Here is a 22,551-nt window from a genome sequence, read left to right as displayed (position 1 = left end):
CTGTATTTGCTGCACCAGTTGTTGTTATTGCTCCGGCTGAAATTATTCCTGCTGTTGTGGTTAATCCTGTAAGAGAAGTTCCAGTACCAACTGCGCCACCATATGTTGCTGTTCCATTATTTGCATTAGTAGTTAATGTATAGCCACCATCAACTGTAGAATTGAAACTTACACTTTCATTTGCGCTACCAACAATTGTATTAGCTACCAGAGTAACTGCACCAACAAACACAACATCACTGTTAGTACCTACTACTTCATTAGCTATACTTGATGCTCCTGATATATTAACTCCGCCACCACCAGAAATCTTGGTATCTTCGGATGTGCCCATGGTTAAGGCACCGCCATTATTTATATCAATTACTCCAGTCCCAGTTGTAACAATTGTTCCAACATTACCTGCGGAACCTAAGAGTATTACATTTTCAGTAGTTAAATCTACCTCGCCATTAACACCTGTAATAGAGGCTGCATTAGCCTGTCCAATATTGATATCATTATCAGATGTTAAAGTAATTGTATTATTCCCTGTTGTTGATATATTTCCATCTATTACTATATCTCCATCGGCATTGGCTAAAACTGTATTAAGCAGTATCGTTCCTGCTGCAATAGAATCAGCTGAACCAAGAGTTATATTACTACCACCTGCGCCAGCATAAACAGTCACTGTACCTGGCATATCGACAGCTCCGTTAAACGTAACAGCGCTTGCACCAACTCCACTAGCACCATTATCAACGGTTAAACTTGTAAGCTGTGTAATATTATCAAATGTTACATTGCCTGTTCCGGCATCTATACTTAAATCAAAACCACCACTCAATGAGTTTGCTGCAGCATTAGAGAAACTCACATTACCAGCATTTGCACCAGTATCTATTACAACATCAGATCCTAACACAACGTTTGTAGCACTTGTAAAGCTAACGCCTGTTGTATCTATGGTTGTGATATTACCGGAAAGCGTTGTTGTGCCTGTGCTAGATACTGTTAAAGCAGTATCGGCTCCAGCAGCTGTGCCTAAAGGCGTACCCTGACCCATAGCCCCTAAAGCTACATCTGTTGCATTAGCTACTATACTAATATCAAACGCTCCATCTACTGCACCACCACTTAAATCAACAGTTCCACTCTCTGTATTTGTAAAAGTTATATCTGCTGCAATATTAACATCGGTTGCAGATGATAAATCAGCACCTTCATCTGTTGTAATAGCACCGTTAAGTGTAGTTGTACCATTTCCAACAGCTGAAATATCTAAACTATTTACATCAACAGCAGCTAAAGTAACATCTGCATCATTACCAGTTCCTGCAATAATTACTAAATCATAATCTCCTGTTATAGTTCCGCCGCTTAAATTAATAGCAGTATTTGTGGAACGATAAGTCGCATCATCTGTTAAGGTTATGCCTCCTGTTAAGCCATCTAAATTAATATTGGTTGCTGTAATGCTTCCGCCAAGACTAGCTGTACCTGTTGTATTTAAATCAAGTGTTGCAAGGGCAACTGATGAACCAACTGCACCACCAAGAGTAATAGCTCCACTTCTTGTTGAGACAGTCAGAGTCTCATCAACGTCTCCTGTTCCATCAATTGTACCGGTAATTGAGAAGTCACCATCAGCTCCAGTAGCACCAGCACCTGCAGCATCTCTACCTTGAGTATTAAATGTAAGAGTAGCACTTTCAGCAAGCACAAGATCTGTTTCTAATGTTATATTGGCACCAGCTCCACCAGCTCCAGCACCAGCTTCATTACCACCGGTTGCTGTTAAGTTACCGGAAAGAGTAGCTGTATCTGCTATAATTGATATAGCTCCGGCAGCACCACCAACAGTGTCTCCGCCACCTGCAGCGCCACCTGTTGTTATAATAGCACCGCCAACAAAATCTGCACCGGAAGCTATTGTTACGGTTCCAGCAGCATTACCGCCTGAATTATCTACATCTGTACCACCGGTTGTTGTAATGGTTCCAACATAATTAATATCCCCGCCGGTTGATGTTAATGATACATTACCTCCAGCTTCATCACTATCACCGGTTGTATCTATATTCTGAGCTGAAATAGAGACACCAGATATAGTAGGAGCATTACCATTACCATCTATATCTCCAGTTAAGACAACATCTCCATAAAGACTAGTTATATTCACATCTGCTGTTAAAGTTATGTCTCCTGTACCTAAAGTAATATCTTGCGTAGCATCAATGTTAGCACCTAATGTTATTGCACCTGTTATATTAGCTACCGTTATATATTCTGGATCTACTGTACTTCCAATCCTAGGAAGTGTAACTGGGCCTATTCCTGTTGCAATAGATATACCTTGTTGTCCTGCAGATGTTCCATCAATACCGCTGGCATTACCAAAGTTAACTGCAGTAGCAGTTGTTAGAATTGAAACATCGTCTCCCAATGTAACCTGACCATATATGCCTGATACATCCAATGTTGGTGAGGTTATATTACCGTTTAAAGTCAATACTCCGGATGTACCGACACCCTGTGCCTGAGTTGAGGGAGTAAGTGAAATAGATTGGCTTGAACCGACTGTTCCGATTGTTACAGCGCCACCATTAATAACATCCACGGTAAGTGCATCAGCACTACTGGCATCTAAAGTAAGAGTTAAGCCAGCTGAACCACCATCAATATTTCCCAATGTAATAGAACCTGCTATATCGTTGTCTGCTGAGGTAGCAAGGTCTGTATCTATCGTTAAACTTGATCCTACTACAATGCTTCCTCCGGTAATACTTACATCACCACTTGTAGCACCATCATAACCATCTGTATATATACTTCCATTAAGTGTCGTACCTGTTGCGCTTGCAATTGTTACCGTATCCAAACGATTCGCTGCTGCACCTATTGCAGTAACTGTTACAGAACCTAGGGTTGACGTTAAAGTTAAATCATCAGTTGCAGCAGTACGGGCAACTGTGCTTCCTAAGTTAATATTCCCACCACTACTTGTAATCGTACGCGGCGCACTGATTGTGATACCGCCGGACGCTGCTGATAAGTCCACATCACCAGTTGCTGTAATATTACCGCTAAGTGTAGTTGTACTGGTTGTATCAACTGAAATATCCTGCATGTTGACATTTGCACCAAGAGCACCTAATGTTACAGCACCGCTAGTTGATTCAATATCCAAGTTGAAAGCACCATCTACTGCTGTACCGTTTACCAGTATTGCTCCAGTTGTACTTGAAAGAGTTACGTTAGATGCCAAGTCAACATTAGCTGCTGAACTAAGATCGATACCAGTAGTAGTTGTTGCAATATTACCGCTTAAAGTTGTCTGGGCTGAACTATCTAATGTCAAACCTGTAAGCACATCGCCACCTTGGCCTACGTTATCTAAACTGATAGCACCAGCATTAGTAGTAATGGTTAAAGCAGAATCACTACCAGTATCGACTATTGGCGTACCGCCAGTATCAAATGCCTGGGCATTAGTCTGTACTTCTATAGCTACTGTTGCTGCACCAGCTGTAATATCCACTCTGTTTACATTAGTTAAATCTATTGCATTATCTGTTGTTAAATTGGCTGAAATATTTAAGTCCCCACCTACTTCTGTTGTAGTTAAGGTACCGAGGTCTTGGACACCGGCAAGGGTTACAGAACCAGCTGTGTTAAGTGTTAAGATACCTGATGTAGTAAGTGCGCCTAAAGTTACTTCATCACCTGCACTAGCATTTACAGTTAAGTTAAGCGCTGCGCCGGCGATTGTCTGATTCAGACTTATATCACCTGCAGCATCATCACCATCTATGATTAAGCTAGCGCCTAAGGTAATATTTCCATCAGTTACATTAACCGCATCTGCAGTTATGTTTCCATTTAAAGTTATGGCCGCAGCACCTGCATTGGTTGTAGTTAAGGTTAAGGCATCTAAGCGGGTATTTGCACCTACTGTAGAAAGAGTAATTGCCTGAGCTTCTGCGTCTATGGTAAGTGAATCTACACCAGCAGTAGTACCTTCAATAGCTGAATTAGCAAAGCTTACAGCAGCATCTTCTGTATATATGGTTACGCCGCCGCTTACATAGGTTGAGCCGGTCTGACCATCCACTGCTAAGGTACCTAATTCTACGGCTGAGGTACCAACATCGCCTTTTAATGTCAAGGTGCCTGCTGAGTTAATATCTAAGGTACTGTCGCTTCCAGTATCAGCTACAGTGTAGAGTGTTGTATCAGAATTTGCTGCACCAGTAATGGTTAAATTATCACCAGCTGCTAATGTCAATGGGGTATTATCAAAGGTTAAATCACCTGCTGCATTATTTATGTCAATAGTTATATCTTCATCAACAGTAACACCGCCGGTTATACCGCTCATGGTTACTGCATCAGCATAGATGCTACCGTTAAGCGTAGTTGCACCGGTACCTGAGATGGTTAAAGAAGCTAATTCTTGCGCCTCAGTACCAACTGCATCAAGTGCAGTAGTTCCTGTATTAGCATTAATTATTAAATTACTCTGACTGGCTACCAAATCAGTAATGGCAGTTCCACCAGTAGTAAAGGTAGAATCTGAGGCAACATTAATCGTCACTGTATCACCACTACCGGTGAGTTCTACGTTAGTAGCAACATTAGCAAATGTAAGGTCACCGCTAACTGTTAATGTTCCTTCAAGATTTAACTCATCTGCTAAGGTTGTTGTCAATGTTCCCAGAGTAGCAGTTCCTGTAGGTGTACCCAGGCTGATATCTGCAGTACCGGAATCAAGGGTCAGGGTACGGCCTGCGCCGCTTATTGTCCCGCCATCCAGTGCAATCGGACCATCAACAGCTCCATTACTATCCAACGATACATTATCTGCTAATACTACTGTGGGTGCGCTTGTAAAGACTATACCTGTGGCCGCACCTGTTTCAATAGTGCCATAAAGCGTAAGAGCACCGCCACCGTTAAGGTTAACAGTTACTCCGCCAAGATTACTTCCAGTACCTACATTATCTATGTATACATCGCCACCTGCTGAAGTGGTTACAGTTAATGTATCATCTGTATCAGTCTCAGCATCCACTGCACCACCCATTAATGAAATATCTCCACTGGTAGTTGTAAGTGTGCGTACTCCATCTATATCTACATCAGATGCAGTAGATAAATCAATACCACCGCTAGAAGTTGTAATATCACCATGTATTGCAGTTTCACCAGTAGTTGTAACTGTTAGTTTGTTAAGGCTTGTACCTGTTCCAACTGCCTGCAGGCTAACCGCGCCATTGCCGGTTGAGATAATTAAATGGTTATCTACCGCATTATCGCTGTTTACAGCACCGCTGATTGTAACTCCACCGCCAGTACCATTAAGGTCGCCGCTAAGAGTACTATCAGTCCTAATAGTAACCGCAGGAGTAATAGTTAGAAGACCGGCGGTCTTAAGGTCCGCATTTAAAAATACAGTTTCAGAAGCTGCGCTAATAGTAAATGCTCCTGCTATATTATTAGGGTCAGCATTTACATATACAGCACCTGTATTTGCATCTATAGCAACAGGGTTACCGCGGATTATACCATTAAGCGTAACATCGCCTGCGCCACCTGCACCATCAGCATCAGATTCAATGGTCAGATCATCCCCAGCTGTGACATCATAAAGCGTGACAGCCTCACCTTGGAGAGTAATATCTCCATTGGTGGTATCAACTGCTCTTAATGATGTACCGACACCCATAGTCAAATCACCAGTTCCATCATGAACACCTCCAACTGGAACTGCAGAACCATCATCATCTGCTAATAATACTATGCGTCCGCCACTTGTGTAGATATCAGCGTTTACATTTATATCACCTGTTGCCCAGGCATCATAATTTCCAGTAATATCAACATTACCGTTAATAGTAACGGTAGCTGGATCAAGATAAACATCTAAGTCTGCAATCGCGTTGGCAGTGGTTGTTCCATTAACAGTAATTGTAGCATCACTGCCTGTATTGTTTAATTTAATAGCATAACCACCGGTCTCTGACTGTGCTGAAAGATTTCCAGTAGTAATGTTTTCACCAGCAGTTACCAAAATCCATTCCCGAGCAGTTAAATCATTTACTGTGATACTGGCACCTATATCAGCAGTGGTAAGAGTAATTGCATCAGCAACAATCGTACCGCTACCTTCTATGTCATATGTAAGACCTGTATCGTAAGTAACCAATGTAACATCATCATCAGCAAGAATTGAACCAGTGAAGTTAATATCACCTTCTACGGTATCGGTTTCAAAATCAGCCGTAACATCACCAGCAGCATTAATTACACCGGCAATCGTCAACGAATCAGCAGTTGCGTCATCATGATCTGCATTTATTATCTGGATGTTATCTAAAACTGAAGCTGCACCGATAATCAAGCTTCCGTTAGTGGTGATAACACCATCATCGCTTAATATAAAGGAACCTTCGTTATTATCATCTCCGGCCTCACCTGTAGCAATATTAAGCAAACCGCCTTGTGATATTTCACCATCTACAGTAATAGCATCACTGGCGCTCCAGTTATTGTCTATACCTGCAGCTATTGTGGCCGAATCTCCTACTGTAATAGTTCTCGCAACGTTATCCCCTGCGGTATTTGCATTAAAGTTTACATCTGTCCCAGTAGTTATCGCAGCAGCAGCTCCAATATCTATAAGAGTATCTGCAGTTAAAGTAAGGCTACCTGTTCCGTCAGTTCCAGCAGTAACTATAGAGCTAGCAATAACCGAAACAGATGAAGCAGTAGATGTAGCAGAAATATCTCCTGGAGCTGAGAGAGTATTTAATGTCATCGCACCTGGCGCAGAAAGAGTAATACCATCGCCAGAGGTTATTGTTGTATTATCGATATCAAAAGTTCCAGCAGTACTAGCTGCTATTATTGGAATTGCCATATCTTGTGTATCACCAGGAGCAGTAATAGCACCAAAATCATAGTCAGCAGTTATAATGACATCGGAAGAACCTCCAACAGTATTAATAGTAGTGGTTCCAGTTGTAGGATTAGTATCAATATTCTCTGCAGCAAGCGCAGCAAATCCGGCAGCAGCATGAAGAACAGGTGTACCAACAGCAGTACCAGCACGTGCTATACTTCCATCAGCATCAAAAGCTACGCCGACCTGATCAACAGTGATATTAATACCTGTAATAGAAATTCCGTCTTCTGCAGTAACAGCTGCTCCTAAAGTGTCAGTACCAGTATCAGCATCGCTATTAAACGTAACATTTCCTGTACCGCTCGGCGCTACTCCATCAGTTTGTAGTATAGCGTCGGGTAAGCCTGCAAGATCCCGGAAATCACCATCGGCACCTATAATCACACTACCGCTTGAATTTGTTGTTGTAAGAGTAGTATTTACGACAACATTATCCTGAGCAAGAATTGCGATGCCAAAATTATCGTTAGGAGGAGTGACTGACGATGCACCTGTTGCAGTAATTCCACCTGTCTGAATACCATCATCCGCAACATCTAACGTAACATCATCACCCATTAAAAGAACATATCCACCGGTTGCTGATATAGTACCTGAAGTATAAGTTAAATCATCGGTATCTGTGCCGCCACCATTAGAATCAGCACGAATACCTATATTTCCGTTGGTTGATGTGATATTTGCTGCTATATTTACCGCCTCAGTAGCAGCAAGATATACATTTACACCTGTAACAGGGTCGGTTATATCTAAAGCAGAAGCTGCAGAAATGATGACATCTCCGGCATCGTTATCAACCGATTCACTACCTGTTAAAAGATCGTCAAGCGTTAAATCGCCTGTATTTGTAATCTCAATATTATTCGTTGTAGTATTACGAGCTGAAAGATTTGTTGCAGCAGTCTCAATCGCTGCTCCACTACCTATACCATCAGCAGCGGTTAATAATAAATCAGCCGCAGTTAAATCTGCACCGCCATCTGCGCCGGATTCACTTATCGCATCAACAGCAACAATAATAATTTGATCTGTTGCTGTTACAGAATCAACCTGAACATCTCCTGAGCTGTAAGTTGTCATAGTTACATCATTAGTAGCACCAGCTGCATCAACTAATGTGGCAACGATATTATTTCCGTAGTTATCGACTGTAATGTAACCTGCATCTGTATCAACGTCTGTTAAGGTAATTACCTCATAACCAGCACCATTAGCGGTATTACGGCCATCTATCACTATGTTTCCAGAAGTCACATCAACTGTTGCACCATGGCCACCTGAACCTACAACATCAAAATATACATCTCCGCTTGCTGTAATATCAGATGTAGTAGTGTCTAAGTCTATAGCGCTACCTGATGCACCAAATCCTGTAGCAGCAGCAACGGTCAAACCGGAACCTAATACATCGGTAGTATTATCATCGGCAGAACCTGTTATTGCGCCGCCTGCAGTGAGTGTTACCGTAGAAGCAGTACCGATATTTGAGATTGCAAATCCATCTAAATCTCTAAATGTTACAGCTCCTGCTGCATAATCACCATCTGCTGCATTACGTGCTCTCAAATCCACAGTGTCTACGTCATTAGTTGCTGAACTCAAATTAATCGCAGAACCGGCATTATTTGTAGTCTTAACCGTTAAGGTAGAGCCTAATATTGTTCCTGTACCCATATCAGAAACAACATCGCCTGCAGTAATAGTTACAGTACTGGTAGTACCAACAGTTGTAATATTGATACCGTCCGTATCGACAAATGTAATAGCCCCTGCTGCATAAGCATTATCTAATGTATTACGCGCCTGAAGAGTTAGATTATTGACGTCATTGCCTGCTTCATCCAACTCAATAGCAGCTCCACCGTCTTTAAGCGTCTTAACAGTCAATGTAGCAGCAGTAATACTACCTGAATCTGTAACAGCATCACCTGCAGTAATAGTCGATGCAGCAGAACCAGAATTTAAAGTGCTTATATCTACACCATCTGCATCAGTAAATTGAATAATATCATTGGTTGTTGTTATGGAAAGTGTATCTACATCATTAGCCTGAGTGAAAGCTATCGCAGTAGCAGCATCAAGAGTCAGGCTCGGCGCAGTAAGTACTCCGGTCTGCGTGATTGACCCACCGCTTGGAGCTTGAATAGTTACCGAATCAGTAAACGCAATAGCGCCTACAGTTATATCTGCATTTGTATCAGCACGACCGATTACAATAGAACTGAATCCATCGGTTAGTTCTAAGATTTCAGCATCGGAGAGAGCAAAAGAACCCGCACCACCGCCTATTCCTATAGTCCTGCCCGCAGTTTTAGGCTGAAGAGTTACTGTTCCAGTACCTGTTATGGCACCGTCAATTGAAACATCAGCAGCAGTAATGGTAATATTTCCACCAGTACCGGCAGTTAATGTACCTGTAGCATTGCTTGTAAATGTACCGATATTATTTGAATCATTATCAGCATCAATTGAGATAGCACCGTCTGTTGTTACTGCAGCAAGACCTAAAGTGACACCGCCGTCTGCTGTAATAGTAATCCCACCACTACCTGAACCTGCAGTTAGAGTACCAGCAGCATTGGTAGTAAAGACTCCATCATCAGCAACATTATCATTAACATCTATTGTGATAGTACCAGTTGTACCTGCAGAAATAGCAGTGCTGGCTGTATAAGGACCTGCAACTGTAATATTTACATCAGACCCAACAGCTGAAATTCCTGCTCCGCCAGTCTGTGTAACACCGCTATCTGTCTCATTAATGTAGATGTCACCATTCGCTGTAGACAGAGTATAGATATTAGTAACTTGAGTATCAAGTGCATTACCTGAGGCACCAATATCATAAACACCACTAGATATTATTATAGTCAGATCATCGCCTATTATATCAACTGTAGAATCTGAAGCATGATCCAATACAGATCCTGCTGTTGCTGTTATATAAACATCAGCAGTCCCGGCATCTACCCTATTAATAAGAATGTTATTAGTAGGCTGAATATAATGATAATCCGTGTTATTGGTATCAATATATAATGTAGTATCTGCGGCTACATTATTACGTATATATGCTATACCTTGACTATCAACAGTTAGACCATCAACTTCTACATCCAAATAGTTGCCACTTGCTCCGATAGTACTATTTGAATCCAGTGTCAGAGTTCCTGTAGTAGTGACTGCATTTCCTGCAGCATCAGCAGTATCATTTATCGTACCGCTGGCTGTAACCGATACGGCACCGCTCCCGGTAACCATTGTATCAGCAGCGTTAGTCAAAATTATATTTCCGCTACTGGCAGTCAAACTAAGCGTACCTGCACCGGTTGTATCAAAACTTGCAACTGTAATATTTCCTGTATCATTTGTGAGTGAAAGATTTGTTGTACCTATGTTATTAAAAGCTGTCAGGGTTAAATTACCAACATCATCGACCAGCGTCAGGGTGTTGTTGTTGATACCGGTCAGCGAATATACTCCAGCACCAGCCGTATCAAGAGTTATTGTCAGGTCGGTTAAGGTTAATCCCCCGCCAGTACCGATAACGCTAAAATAACCATTGGTGTCAATCGTCAAAGCTGTGGCGCTTGCAATATCAACAGCATCTCCACCGCTTATACCAATGCCAGTAAGACCTGTTAAGCTAACAGCTCCTGTAGTAGTAATATTGGTATTTACATTAGCATTAGAATCAGTGATTGTGCCGGATGCACTTAAGGTGACATCTCCGCTTCCAGTAGCTATCCCAATCTCTCCCACAGCTATATTTCCGCTACTGGCAGTTAAATTAAGTGTACCTGTAGTAACAGAATCAAAACTTGTGACTGCGATGTTTCCTGTATCTGCAGTTAAGGACATTGCCGTAGCAGTACTTGTGTCTAATTGGGCTATTGTCAGGTTTGTCCCATCTGTAGTAATATTTTCTGTAAGGTTTGTAAAGTTTGTCAAATCATATGTTGCAGCTCCGTTAGGATCTAATGTGATTGTCAATGATGCCAGCTGACTATCACCGTCAACGTATATATCATCATTGGCATCTACTGTCAAAGAAGTAACACTCGTCGTATCAATATCTCCGTCACCTGCAGCACCTATTGACGTTGCAGCAGTCATAATCAAACTGGAGGCATTTACTAATGTAGCCTGGATCAAATCATCTGCAATTGCAGCGCCAGCTGTTATATTCAATGTCCCGGTAATTGCCATTGCTCCAAGGGTTATATCATCGACATCTACCAATGTTGCATTTATGCCATTAGTTATTGATACAACACCGGTGAAGTCATTTGTTGCGGTATTTAAAACAATACTGCTTCCTGCACCTGGTGCAAGAGTAGTTGTCCCGGTTACAACTAATGCACCGCCATTATCTGTTATAGAGCCAGAGGATGTTACATCTAATGCTCCGGAAATAGTAGATGCTCCTAAGACTATAGCATTGGTATCTCTTAAAGTTACATCGTTACCTGTGGTTATGGCTACGGTGCTGAAATCATTATCTGCATTGTTAAGGGTTATATTATTCCCCGCGCCGGCTGCAATGGTAGTAATGCCGGTAGTAGTAATTACCCCTGAAGTTGTAACTGCACCGCTGGTAGTAACATTTAATGCACCGTCATTAAGTGTAATGGTACTCAGAGCTACTCCATCTGTTTCGGTGACAATCAAGGCTCTGTCTGCTGTGGCTGTGCCGCCTGTAGTATCAGCTGCCAGTGTTGCTACATTGGTCTTTACTGTATTGCCGCCTGCTGCAGTAGAACTTAAAATTAAGGTAAGAGTGTCTGCTGAAATTGTATTACTAGCATCATTAATTCGGCCGCTGTAGATAGTTGCAGTTTTACCTGCAAGGTCTACATCTGCTCCGAGTGTAAGCGCGCCTGTTGCTCCCGCAACTCTTCCTATTACTACCGAACCGCCGGATGCCTTAAGAACTGTTATTTCACTTGCATCAAGACTGAATGCTCCTGCACCGCCAGCTAGCCCTATAGCAGTTCCTGCTGCATTAGGCTGAAGTGTTGTTGAAGTAGCTACAGCACTTAAATCTGAATTATTCAAAGTAGTAATTGCTGAAGCTGTTACTGTAAAGTTATTCGCGGCTATATTGCTTCCTGTATTAAATGTCACAGCATTACCAGTGTTGTCTATGGTTATATCATGGCCTGTGGCTGTTATATCGGTTAAAGCAAGGGGTGTGGTGTTGGTTAACTCAAAGTTGCCACCGATGGAGGTGATTGTTGCACCAAGGTTAGAAATGATATTGTTCTGATCCAATATCGTAGATCCGGTAGCATTGGTTGTGGTAAGGGTTCCTGCAGTTATTACTCCACTATCTGTTATGTTGCCGCCAGCTGTAAGGGTTAATACTCCTGTAATAGACGTTGTCCCCATAGCCAAAGCATTGGTATCTACAAATGTTGCATCTGTTCCATTGGTTACTGATACAGCGCCGGTAAAATTGTTTCCGGCAGTATCCAAGATGATGCTGTTTCCCGCTCCCGGGATCAGCGTGGTCGTTCCCGTTACAGATAATGCGCTACCATTATCGGTTATATTACCGGAAGAGGTTACGGCTAAGTTTCCGGAAATAGTGGATGCACCTAAAATTATGGCATTTACATCTCTTAAAGTTACATCATCACCCGTAGTAACAGCTACAGCACCAATAAAATCATTATTGGCATTACTTAAAGTTATGTCATTTGCTGCACCGGCTGCAAAAGTAACGCCTCCTCCGTTAACTGTTACGGCACTGGTTTGAGTAATTACGCCATTTGCTGTTATGCTTACTGCAGAGGTCGCTCCGGTGGTAAAGGCAGTTCCGCAGACATTTAAAGCTGCGACAGGTGTAAGTGAATAGGTAAAGCCTACGTCGCCATTGCTCAAGACAAGGTTCTCTATAATAGCGCCGTCGATGTCAACAAGATCCGCATCGCTAAAATCTATGTCAATCCAAGATGAAGCATTCTGTTGGGTAATAGTAACCTGGTTGAACTGATTGGTTAATTCCTGGATATCTACGTTATTTGCTCCGGTGTTGGTAATAGTTAGAGTGCTATCTCCACTTCCATCGCCAGTAATCTCAAGCTGGGCTGGATTACCAGTGCCATTGGCAGAAAAGGTAACATTACCATCAGCATCAATTTCTGCAATACCATCGTTACCGCCAAAGGTAGAACCTCTAATTTGGCCTGCTGAAGTCAAACTCACAAGCCCTGTTGCATTATTTATGGAATCATTTTCTAAAAATACACTATTAGCGCCAGTTGAAACAAGGGTTATTTTTCCACCTGCCGTATTTATTAACTGCCCGCCTGCTGTTCCATCTAAGGCTATGCCTGCCGCGTTAATGTTGAGGTCTGTTCCATCTCCGCCACCGGTAATTTTTGAACCCCCAGTTGCAGCAAACGCACCTGTTGTATCAATATCTAAATTAGTACAAGTATTACCAGTTGCTGCGGCTGCTACTGAAACGCTTGAAGCACTATCAATGGTTATTTCGCCTGAAGATAGAATATTAGCACCAATGGTTACTATCCCAGTATTGTTTATTTGTACAGCTGTTGCGCTAGTATCTGTTGTAGTAATTATGCCATCAGTGTTATTAAAATTAGTTCCATGAGAATGAAAGGTACCAGCACCAGCATTTATTGCTGCGCCGATAGTTATTGCGCCTGTGTGCCCGCTAAGATCTACTGCGCCACCGCCAGTGGTAATTGCACCACCGGTATTATTAAATGTTGTTCCAATGGATGTAAACGTACCGCCAGATAGATCGGTGATATTAGCGCCAACATCGACACCATTAGTTGCGTTCAAAGTTAAGTTGAGCAAATCGCCACCAGCATCAGTAGCGCTTACACCAATTGAAGCGTTAATATCAATATCATCCTGCGCATTCAGGGTTAACGTAGGAGCCTCAACAGTCAATCCTCCAGCAGCTGATAAATCTACACTAATTGCGTTAGCCACGATAATTCTTCCAGTACCACCACCGGCATTATCATCAAAAGTATCAACTGACACAGATGTACCAGCTTCAAGAGATGTTACAATAGTGGCTACGTTAATAGTGCCAGTATTAGGATCAACAGCAATCGGATCCCAAGTAGGAGAGTTATCCATACCAACTGTCGCATCGGAAAGAGTAACATCGGTAGGATCCATATAGAACAAACCGCTAGAGCCATTAGCTGCGCTAGCATCAACTATACCATATATCTCAATGTGTTCTTTACCTGACACCTCAACAAATCCACCATCTCCAGAAGCAGAACCACCTTTAGCTTCGATTCTTGCATTCTGCCAGAATAAAGCTGTCTCAGGTGAATAAACTATTATTTCACCACCACTTCCATCCACATTTGCATTAGCAGTTGTAATACTTCCACTTGATAAAGCAACTACATCATTAGCATATAAAGTTATACTTCCACCATCACCTTCACCAAGTGCATCAACTCTTACTTCACCAAACTGACCAACTTTTGAACCACGCATCTCAATTGTTCCACCATCTGCTCCATCTTCAATGGCAGATGCTGTTATAGTACCTGTATTCTGTATTATTCCTTCATCATCTGAAATAAGTACAATCTTTCCATTTTTCTCAACCAATGAACCAGCTCTTACTACACCTTCTTGATTTATAAGAGTATCAAAGACATCCTGAACTGCTCCTACTTCTATTCTTATTTCACCACCATCAGCTTGAATAGTTCCGACATTATCAACACCAACAGCTACTCTTCTCCCATCAGAATCATAGACATTATTAAGTAAATCCTGAGATACTGCTGCCTGAATAGAACCATCTCCTGCAACATTAAGGGTAACGCCTTTACCTGATATCATATTAACGACACCAAGATTAGCTTTAATAGAGCCTGTATTTCTTATTGCACCTGATGCAAAGGTAACACCAAAAGGATTGGTAGTCTCAATAGCACCTTCATTTATTATATTATTGCCAAGAGTAACTACATCAGCTCCTGATAGCACATAACTACCAGATAAGAAATCCTCTTTTGTCATAGACAGAGTTGATGCTACAAGACCTCCAAGGTTTAACTGAGCAGTCTCAGTAAATAGTATACCGTTAGGGTTAAGCAGGAATTGGTTACAGTTACTGTTCCAAACACCCGCTAAGCTAGAACCAGCATCACCTGTAACATTATAGAGCATAACCGCACCAGCATTAGGACCAATACTATTTAAAGTATTATTGACACCGATATCAAAAGACTCAGCATCACCCCAATACTTCATATCGCCTGTTGTATGGGTCATTGCATCCCCTTCAACAGTAACCGTGGATGAGCCTATCTGGTCAGATATACCAGTAGGCAAACCCTCGGCATAGACGGGGGTAGGCGGCAGTGCCATATACTGCAAAAATAGTGCTGCAAACAGTATTCTAAAAAAACGATTACAAATACCCATTTTTTTGGTATTCATTTTAGTTACTCCTTTTTAAAAAGTTTATTAATCTTTTTATTTCTTTCTTCCTTCTCTTCGCCTGTGTACTTCTAGTTCTTCTTCTCTATAGTATCCTAACCTATTGGTCAGGTCCATATTCGGCTTTTTCCATCTACCTTCCTATATATAAAGGAAAGGCTTATATATAAAGAACAAATACTTCTTTAGAATTCGTATTGTACGCCTACGTGGACTGTACCGGAGGATCCGTCTGAAGGTTCTTCATTACCCGCAGGGAATCCAAAGTCCAGTCTGGCACGCAGATGTTCATATAGATCAAACCTGAAACCGAAACCGGTTCCAATCATAAACTGATCTTTTGTTTCACCTACACGCGGATTCTTACGATGTCCTTTACCAAAGTCAACAAAGTATACAAACTGAACTGCATCCATAATTGGAGTCTTTTTATCATCGTAAGGAACTTTAATTTCACGTGGGAATATAAATGCGGGTGTACGCAGCTCCAACGTACATACATAACCAAAGTCTGCTAAGTAATCATTCTGAGGATAACCTCTTATTGTATCAGCTCCGCCCAGACTCAGCTGTTCGCTTGTAACAAGCGGATTATTTGTATGCTGGAACTTTAAGTTATTTATAAACATCATGCTGAATGGAAGACGTGTTATACGAGTTAGAGTACCGGTATATTTCATGAACTCACTTCCTGCATCTATAATGGATGAGGATTCATCATTGCTATCCATCGAACCAAGCCCATCGATTCCAACTCTAAACTCATTATTAAAGAACGTTCTTCCCAATGCATCTCTCTCATCAAAGCTAATACCTAATTTAGCAACGCGTAAGACATCGTGAGAAGTCTCTTCACCTAACAGCATGTTTTTAACATCTATTAAATCAAGTCCTGCTATAACATCACTTGATAGATTGATAGCCACTGGATCAAAATAATCTTTATCAAATAGAGGGTGAGTAATATATGCACCTAATGCTGTGGCTGAACCCTCAGGCTCGATAACTGTAAACTGACCGCCTATATCCGTATGAGAAAATATTCCATAGGCACCGATACGGGTATTATACTTATTAATTGGAACATTGTAGTCCGCGCTTATTGAGTAGATATCCCAGTCACCGACTCTAGCTTTAATGGATAAGATATCATCATAACCAAGAAGATTATTATGAGCAAAACCTAGACCAAAACGGGCTGTCTTTGTCTCTTCAGTTCCAGTATTACTACAGTCGAAATAGAAATGTTTTGGATCGCTCTCTTCTTCCATCTTGATGAGTATATCTGTTGTTCCTTTATCTTGACCCGGAAGAAGGATTGCCTTCATAGTTCTGTCAGGCTGCTTATTTAATTTTCTTACATCACGCTGAAGTCTTTCATAATTAAGGACCTGACCCTCTTCAATCGTAATTCTCTTGGCCATTGTCTCTTTCTTAAAGTACTCTCCGCCTTCCAATTCAATATTACCTACTCTACCCTCTATTACCCTAAACTCAACAGTCTCATTCTCAATCTCCTGAGTCGGAGCATAGGCAAGAGATGTAATATAACCTTTAGAACGGTAGAACGCTGTTAACTCATCGGATATAGTCTTTAAGTCGCTTATTCCTAACTCTTTACTCCTGTACTTCTTAAGTACAGGCTCAAAGTCTATCGGATCAAAGAGATTTACACCGCTTAAGACAAAATTACTGACAACAACCTTAGGCTCAGGCGGTGCCATAGCTTTCTTAACCTCCGGTACCATCTCACCTAATTTATCCAGAGCCTGATTCTGCCTCTTAATCACTTCATCCTGCTCTTTGACCTTACTCTCAAGTTGAGTTACCTTACCCTGAAGCTGGTCCAATCTATCAAGAATCTGCTGCATATCCCCCGCACTAGCTGCTTCATCCGCATAGACCGGGACACTCAATATAAGAGCATAGGCAATAAGCAAGTTAATAAACTTCATCTATTTTATATCTCCCTGAATTTCCTCTTCTTTTTCCTGCTTCTTCTCTTCTCTTTCAGCTTTAATGCGAGCCTTCTCAGCTTCTTTATCAGCTAACCTCTTTTCTTTCTCTAATTTCTTAGCCTGTTTTTGAGCCTCTTTTTCAGCACGCTTCTTCTCTCTCTCTAACTTCGCTGTTTCTTTTTGAGCCTCTCTCTCTGCTATCTCAGCCTGCTTCTTAGCCTCTCTATCAGCACGGCTCTTCTCTTCTATTTTATCTTTACGTAATTTAGTTTTATTTTCTAAATTCTCAAGCTGCTCTTTTCTTGCAGGAATCTTAACGTCTATAAACTTCCTGGCTCTTTTTTCATCAGGTGAGAATCCTAAGATCTCATTAAACTTAGCCTCTGCTTCATCAAACTTATTATCATAATATAATGAAAGCGCTTCTCTATAGAGGTCGTTTATCTTTCTACTATTCTCTTTCTTTTGAGTACGCTGCTCTCTCTTAGCCTCTATCTTGGCACGATGAGTCTCATGCTTTTTCTTCACTTCCTGCTTATACTCGTCTCTTGCCTTCTGCTTATCTTTCTTCTTTATCGCCTTTAAAGCAGCTCTCTTCTTAAGCGCAATCTCTTTCCTGATTGATTTATCTTTTGTTACATCTAACGCGTAGTTATATAGAGCGATAGACTCTTCTTCTCTTTTAGCCTCAACAAAAGCATCTGCATCCTGAACCAAGCCAGGCGTAGTAACAACTCTGTTTATAGTAATGAAATCGCTCTGCGTAGCTGCAATACGGGCTTCTTCTTCAACTCTTATTTTATCTTCTCTTGTCTTAATTTTCTCAGCTTTCTTATCTTCCAGCTTCCCTTTTTTCTTGGCAAGCTTTGCTTCCCTGGCCTCTCTTTTCTTTCTAAGCTTCTCTTCTACCTCTGCTTTTCTCTTAAGCTTATCTTCACTGATTACTCGAGGAGCCTTCTCTTTTTTCTCTCTTACCTCTTTAACTTCCTCCTCTACTCCTTCTGCTTTTGCAAGTTTCTTAGCTTCTTTCTTAGCTATTTTTGCCTGTTTTCTGGCTTCTTTCTCTGCTATCTTAGCCTGCTTCTTAGCTTCTTTTTCAGCCAACCTCTTCTCTTTTTCTAACCTTGCTGTCTCTCTCTTAGTATCTATACTGGCGCTTTTTTGCTCTATCTCTAACTTTTTAGATTCCTTTTGAGCCTCTCTCTCTGCTATCTCAGCCTGCTTCTTAGCCTCTTTTCCAGCCAACCTCTTCTCTCTCTCTAATTTCTTAGCCTGTTTTTGAGCCTCTTTTTCAGCGCGCTTCTTCTCTCTCTCTAACTTCGCTGTTTCTTTTTGAGCCTTTTTCTCTGCTATCTCAGCCTGCTTCTTAGCCTCTTTTCCAGCCAACCTCTTCTCTTTTTCTATTCTCTTGGCATGCTTCTCGGCTTCAGCCTCAGCAAGCTTCTTCTCTCTCTCTATTCTCTTGGCCTGCTTCCCGGCTATAGCTTCAGCAAGCTTCTTCTCTTTGGCCAGCTCTCTCTCTTGAGCTTGAGCCTCTTTTTGGGCTCTCTCTTTTAATTTAGATAGTTCTTTCTCTTTCTCTACTCTCTGACTCTCTCTTTCGCGCTCTGCAATCTCATTAAGGCGCTCTCTCTTAGCAGGAATCTTATTATTTAAGTAGCTCTCTGCTCTCTTATTATCCGGATCTAATTTAAGAACCTGCTGGAATGAATTTATAGACTGGTCTATATTACCTTCTTTGTAATAAGATAGTGCTTCTTCACAAATCTCACCTACTCTATCCTGCCTTGCTCTTTTAGCTTCTTTCTCTGCGCGTTTTCTCTCTAATTCTGCTTCCTTATCAGCACGCTTCCTCTCTCTCTCTGCTGTCTTAGCCTGCTTCTCTTCCTCTATGCTCTGTCTCTCTCTTATACGCTCTGCTTCACGCTGGGCACGTTCTCTCTCAAGCTCTGCCTTTTTCTGGTCACGCTCCTGCTCTTCTATCTGTCTCTTAGCCTCTCTCTCTGCCCTGGCTCTTAAACGCTTAAGCTCCTCTTCCCTCTTCTTTGCTTCTCTCTCTGCCTCTCTCTGTTTTAACTCTACTAACTTTTCAGATCTTGCAGGAATCTTACTCTCTATAAAACTATTTGCTTTTTTCTCATCCGGAGCTATAAGGAGAATCAATTCAAATGTCTCCTGAGCTGCTCTTAGATTATCTTCGTAATAGAAAGAGAGTGCTTCTTTATAAAGGCTGTTTATTCTGGCCTGCTTCTCACGCCTATCTTCCTTCTCTTCCTGCTGGATTAACTTCTGAGCCTTTGCTCTCTCCTCTTCAATGGAAGAGTCTCTACCGGCAGCATATAATGCAGGGCTTAAGGAAGTTAGTAAGAGAGCTGCTAAAAGAAAAACCAGAAGTCTCTTTGCTTCTGGTCTATATTGTAAGCTTGTTTTTTTTCTCATATATTAAGATTACTAATATGTTTATATATAACTGTTAAGATAATAATTTAAATTATGCTACTACGTCAAGAAAAAAAATCATCTTCTAAAACTTTTTTTCATTCTTTTGACCGCTTAAAATCTGACTCAAAACTAAACTCGTCTCTTATACTGTATATATAAAGGAAGGAAACTCTCTGAAGAACAAAAATCACTTAAATTAATTTACCTTTCTCTTAAGTGAAATAATAACCAGGTGAAGTGCTGAGAGGCCTATAAGGGCATAGATAACCCTCGATACCGTTGAGAACCCGCCGAAGATTCTGGCAACAAGGTCTAGATTGAAAAAACCAACCAGCCCCCAGTTTAAACCTCCGACTACTACTAAAAACTGAGCCAGCTTTTTCATCTCTATACCTCCTTTTTAACCTATTCAAATCTAACCTATTTAAAGATTATTCTACAGTCAAATTTTCAATTAGCTCTCCCCCTCTATTACAAAAGGCCATAACATCTATAAAATCTCCTTTTTTCAAAGGGGGAAGACTAAGCCTTACAATCTGGAGATCGTCTGTTTGAGTAGAAAACTCCATGTCCGCATGTCTGATGCCATTTAAGTATACATCTATTCTCTCTATATAATGCTCTTCAGGGTCAGCCACCTCATGATATACAGTTACCTCTATATCTTTACCCCGGGTCTCTATTGTTATCTTCCAGGGAGGATGGGCAAAACTAACAGTTAAGAGCAAGGAGGATAAGCAGAAGACCAAAACCGTAATCTTTCTTATTCTAATCATCAATTCGGAGCTATTATTGATTTATCTATTCTTCCCTTTCTACTGCAATGGGCTATTACCAGAAGTACATCTTTGGCTTTTAAGTCCGGGATATTAAAGACCGCCTCTTGATAACTGTCATACTGCTGGGAGAAGAAACGCTGCTTAGCAACCCACTTCCCATTTACATATACGTTAATATATTTTACATAATGCATATTTGTATTTCCCACGCTATGGTATACCTTAATTTTAAGCAGGCTGCCTACGAATTTAATCTCTACCCGTTCGGGGGAATGTGCAGAAGATACTTCATTAAAAATAAACGATAGGCAGCAAAAGATTAAAAACAAAGAGATAAAAACCTTGCCATTTCTCATAATACTTCTCTCTCCTCTCTTTAAATCAAATCCTATCTCTACTATCCAATACTCTCATATGTAAAATACTCCTAAGCAACCATCAAAACAAGTAAAATCTCATCTTATAGAATCTGTATATACATCAAGGAGTTGACAATAATATTTAATGCAAGGTTGACAATAAGTTTACAATATGTTAAAATTATTACCGTGAATATTAAAAATAGAATTTTAAGCAGGTTGGGACAACAAGAATATATTACAATAGAAGAGATAGCTAAAGCTACGGGGTTAACTAGACAAGGAATACATAAACATATCAAACGACTAATCGCTGAAGGGGTAATAAAAAAAATCGGCACCACTAGGGGCGTAAAGTATGCACTAAAAGATAAAAAAACAGACAACTTAACGATAGAGCTAAGTAGAGATTGTTTACTTCATAATTTAAAAGAAGATAGAGTTTTTAATAAAATCAATGTTCAATATGATTTAAAACATCTACTGAGAAAAAATATATTTGATATCCTATCCTATGCCTTTACAGAAATACTTAATAATGCAATCGACCATTCTAAATCAAAAAGATCCAAAGTTAAATTAAAAGTTGATAACTATAATATAAACTTTGTAATAAACGACCAAGGGATAGGAATATTTGAAAACATTAAAAAAAAATTCGGCTTAGAGGATGAGTACGAAGCTTTACAAGAATTGATCAAAGGCAAAACTACTACGGCAAAAAAATACCATTCCGGAGAAGGATTGTTTTTTACATCAAAAGCATCTAATAAGCTTCTCATAAAGAGCCATAACATAGAGGTTACCTTTGATAACATAAAAAATGATCTATTTACACAAAAGATAAAATACAAAAGAGGAACTTCAGTCAATTTCACAATCAGCAAAAACTCCAAAAAGAGATTAAAAACTATTTTTGATGAGTATAGTAACGAAAAATACGATTATAAATTTTCTAAAACCGCTGTAACTATAAATCTTTTCACTAAGGAGAAAGACTCCTATCTCTCCCGCTCTGAGGCTAAAAGATTATTATTCAATTTAAAAAAGTTTAAAGAGATAAGACTTAACTTTAAAGGAGTTAGAGGCATAGGACAAGGTTTTGCAGATGAGATATTTAGAGTTTTTAAAAATAACTATCCAAGTATTGAAATAGAGACCATAAATACCAATAAAGCTATTGATGCAATGATAAAACATATTGGTTGACAATAATATTAGACCGAATGTTTACAATAAGTTTACAATTGATTTCAATAAATAAGATAGTCTAATCAAAAACCAGAGAGTCTGCTGCTCTTTTAAGACAATATCTATTTTATCTGTATTTAAAATAGTATTATCTATCGGGCATCTGTGCATGAACCTTAAGAGAGCTTCTCTGCGGTCTGCTAATTCCGCGTCGGTATCTAAAGATACAACTATATTATCCAGCTTCGTACTTCCTTCCTGTATTAGGCTAGGCTTAACATTAATATTCAATCTATTAAAATTAATCTTTGCTCCTTTAAAATATTTAACCGCAAATACTCCCAGGCAGGATGCAAGTGAAGATAGAAATAGTTCCAGTGGATTAGGTTTACTCTAATTCTCTTTTCTAAAACCGA

General features: G+C 40.5%; 8 protein-coding genes. 1 reads left to right on the top strand and 7 read right to left on the bottom strand.

Translation table 11 applies throughout. The annotated features are described in order from the left end of the window. From P9L98_02880 to P9L98_02855, 6 genes are all read right to left on the bottom strand, one after another. Nucleotides 1–15,406: filamentous hemagglutinin N-terminal domain-containing protein (locus P9L98_02880; GenBank protein ID MDP8216252.1), on the bottom strand; the 15,406-nt coding region annotated here is incomplete at its 3' end. Between the two features lie 185 nt (nt 15,407–15,591). Continuing rightward, on the bottom strand, nt 15,592–17,361 hold the full coding sequence (locus tag P9L98_02875; protein ID MDP8216251.1) for a ShlB/FhaC/HecB family hemolysin secretion/activation protein: 1,770 nt from the start codon (nt 17,359–17,361) through the stop codon (nt 15,592–15,594). Continuing rightward, nucleotides 17,362–19,803, bottom strand: a complete 2,442-nt coding sequence (locus P9L98_02870; GenBank protein MDP8216250.1) for a hypothetical protein — start codon at nt 19,801–19,803, stop codon at nt 17,362–17,364. Nucleotides 19,804–20,002: 199 nt separating this feature from the next. Then, complete coding sequence (locus P9L98_02865; GenBank protein ID MDP8216249.1) at nt 20,003–20,191, bottom strand: DUF378 domain-containing protein; 189 nt, start codon at nt 20,189–20,191, stop codon at nt 20,003–20,005. 46 nt (nt 20,192–20,237) lie between these two features. After that, a complete protein-coding gene (locus tag P9L98_02860; GenBank protein ID MDP8216248.1) occupies nt 20,238–20,582 on the bottom strand; it encodes a hypothetical protein in 345 nt (114 codons plus the stop codon). Beyond that, the gene (locus P9L98_02855) at nt 20,582–20,941 is read right to left on the bottom strand and encodes a hypothetical protein (protein ID MDP8216247.1); all 360 of its coding nucleotides are present in this window, start codon (nt 20,939–20,941) and stop codon (nt 20,582–20,584) included. Before P9L98_02855 ends, P9L98_02860 begins: the two co-directional genes overlap by 1 nt. Before the next feature lie 192 nt (nt 20,942–21,133). Between P9L98_02855 and P9L98_02850 the strand changes: the two genes are divergently transcribed. Continuing rightward, nucleotides 21,134–22,153, top strand: coding sequence for a DUF4325 domain-containing protein (locus P9L98_02850; protein ID MDP8216246.1), 1,020 nt, complete (start codon nt 21,134–21,136; stop codon nt 22,151–22,153). Between the two features lie 21 nt (nt 22,154–22,174). Here the strand turns inward: P9L98_02850 and P9L98_02845 are convergent, their stop codons facing one another. After that, a complete protein-coding gene (locus tag P9L98_02845; protein ID MDP8216245.1) occupies nt 22,175–22,513 on the bottom strand; it encodes an OsmC family protein in 339 nt (112 codons plus the stop codon). Nucleotides 22,514–22,551: the final 38 nt, after the last annotated feature.

The organism is Candidatus Kaelpia imicola (genome assembly GCA_030765505.1).
Lineage (GTDB): Bacteria > Omnitrophota > Gorgyraeia > Kaelpiales > Kaelpiaceae > Kaelpia > Kaelpia imicola.
Note: the sequence above shows the minus strand (reverse complement) of the source record. Positions and strands in the feature narration are given on the sequence as shown.

What these genes read in the sequence shown, in the direction of transcription:
- P9L98_02875 (MDP8216251.1), bottom strand. Translation starts at nt 17,361, where the DNA reads ATGAAGTTTATTAACTTGCTTATTGCCTATGCTCTTATATTGAGTGTC.
- P9L98_02870 (MDP8216250.1), bottom strand. Translation starts at nt 19,803, where the DNA reads ATGAGAAAAAAAACAAGCTTACAATATAGACCAGAAGCAAAGAGACTT.
- P9L98_02865 (MDP8216249.1), bottom strand. Translation starts at nt 20,191, where the DNA reads ATGAAAAAGCTGGCTCAGTTTTTAGTAGTAGTCGGAGGTTTAAACTGG.
- P9L98_02860 (MDP8216248.1), bottom strand. Translation starts at nt 20,582, where the DNA reads ATGATTAGAATAAGAAAGATTACGGTTTTGGTCTTCTGCTTATCCTCC.
- P9L98_02855 (MDP8216247.1), bottom strand. Translation starts at nt 20,941, where the DNA reads ATGAGAAATGGCAAGGTTTTTATCTCTTTGTTTTTAATCTTTTGCTGC.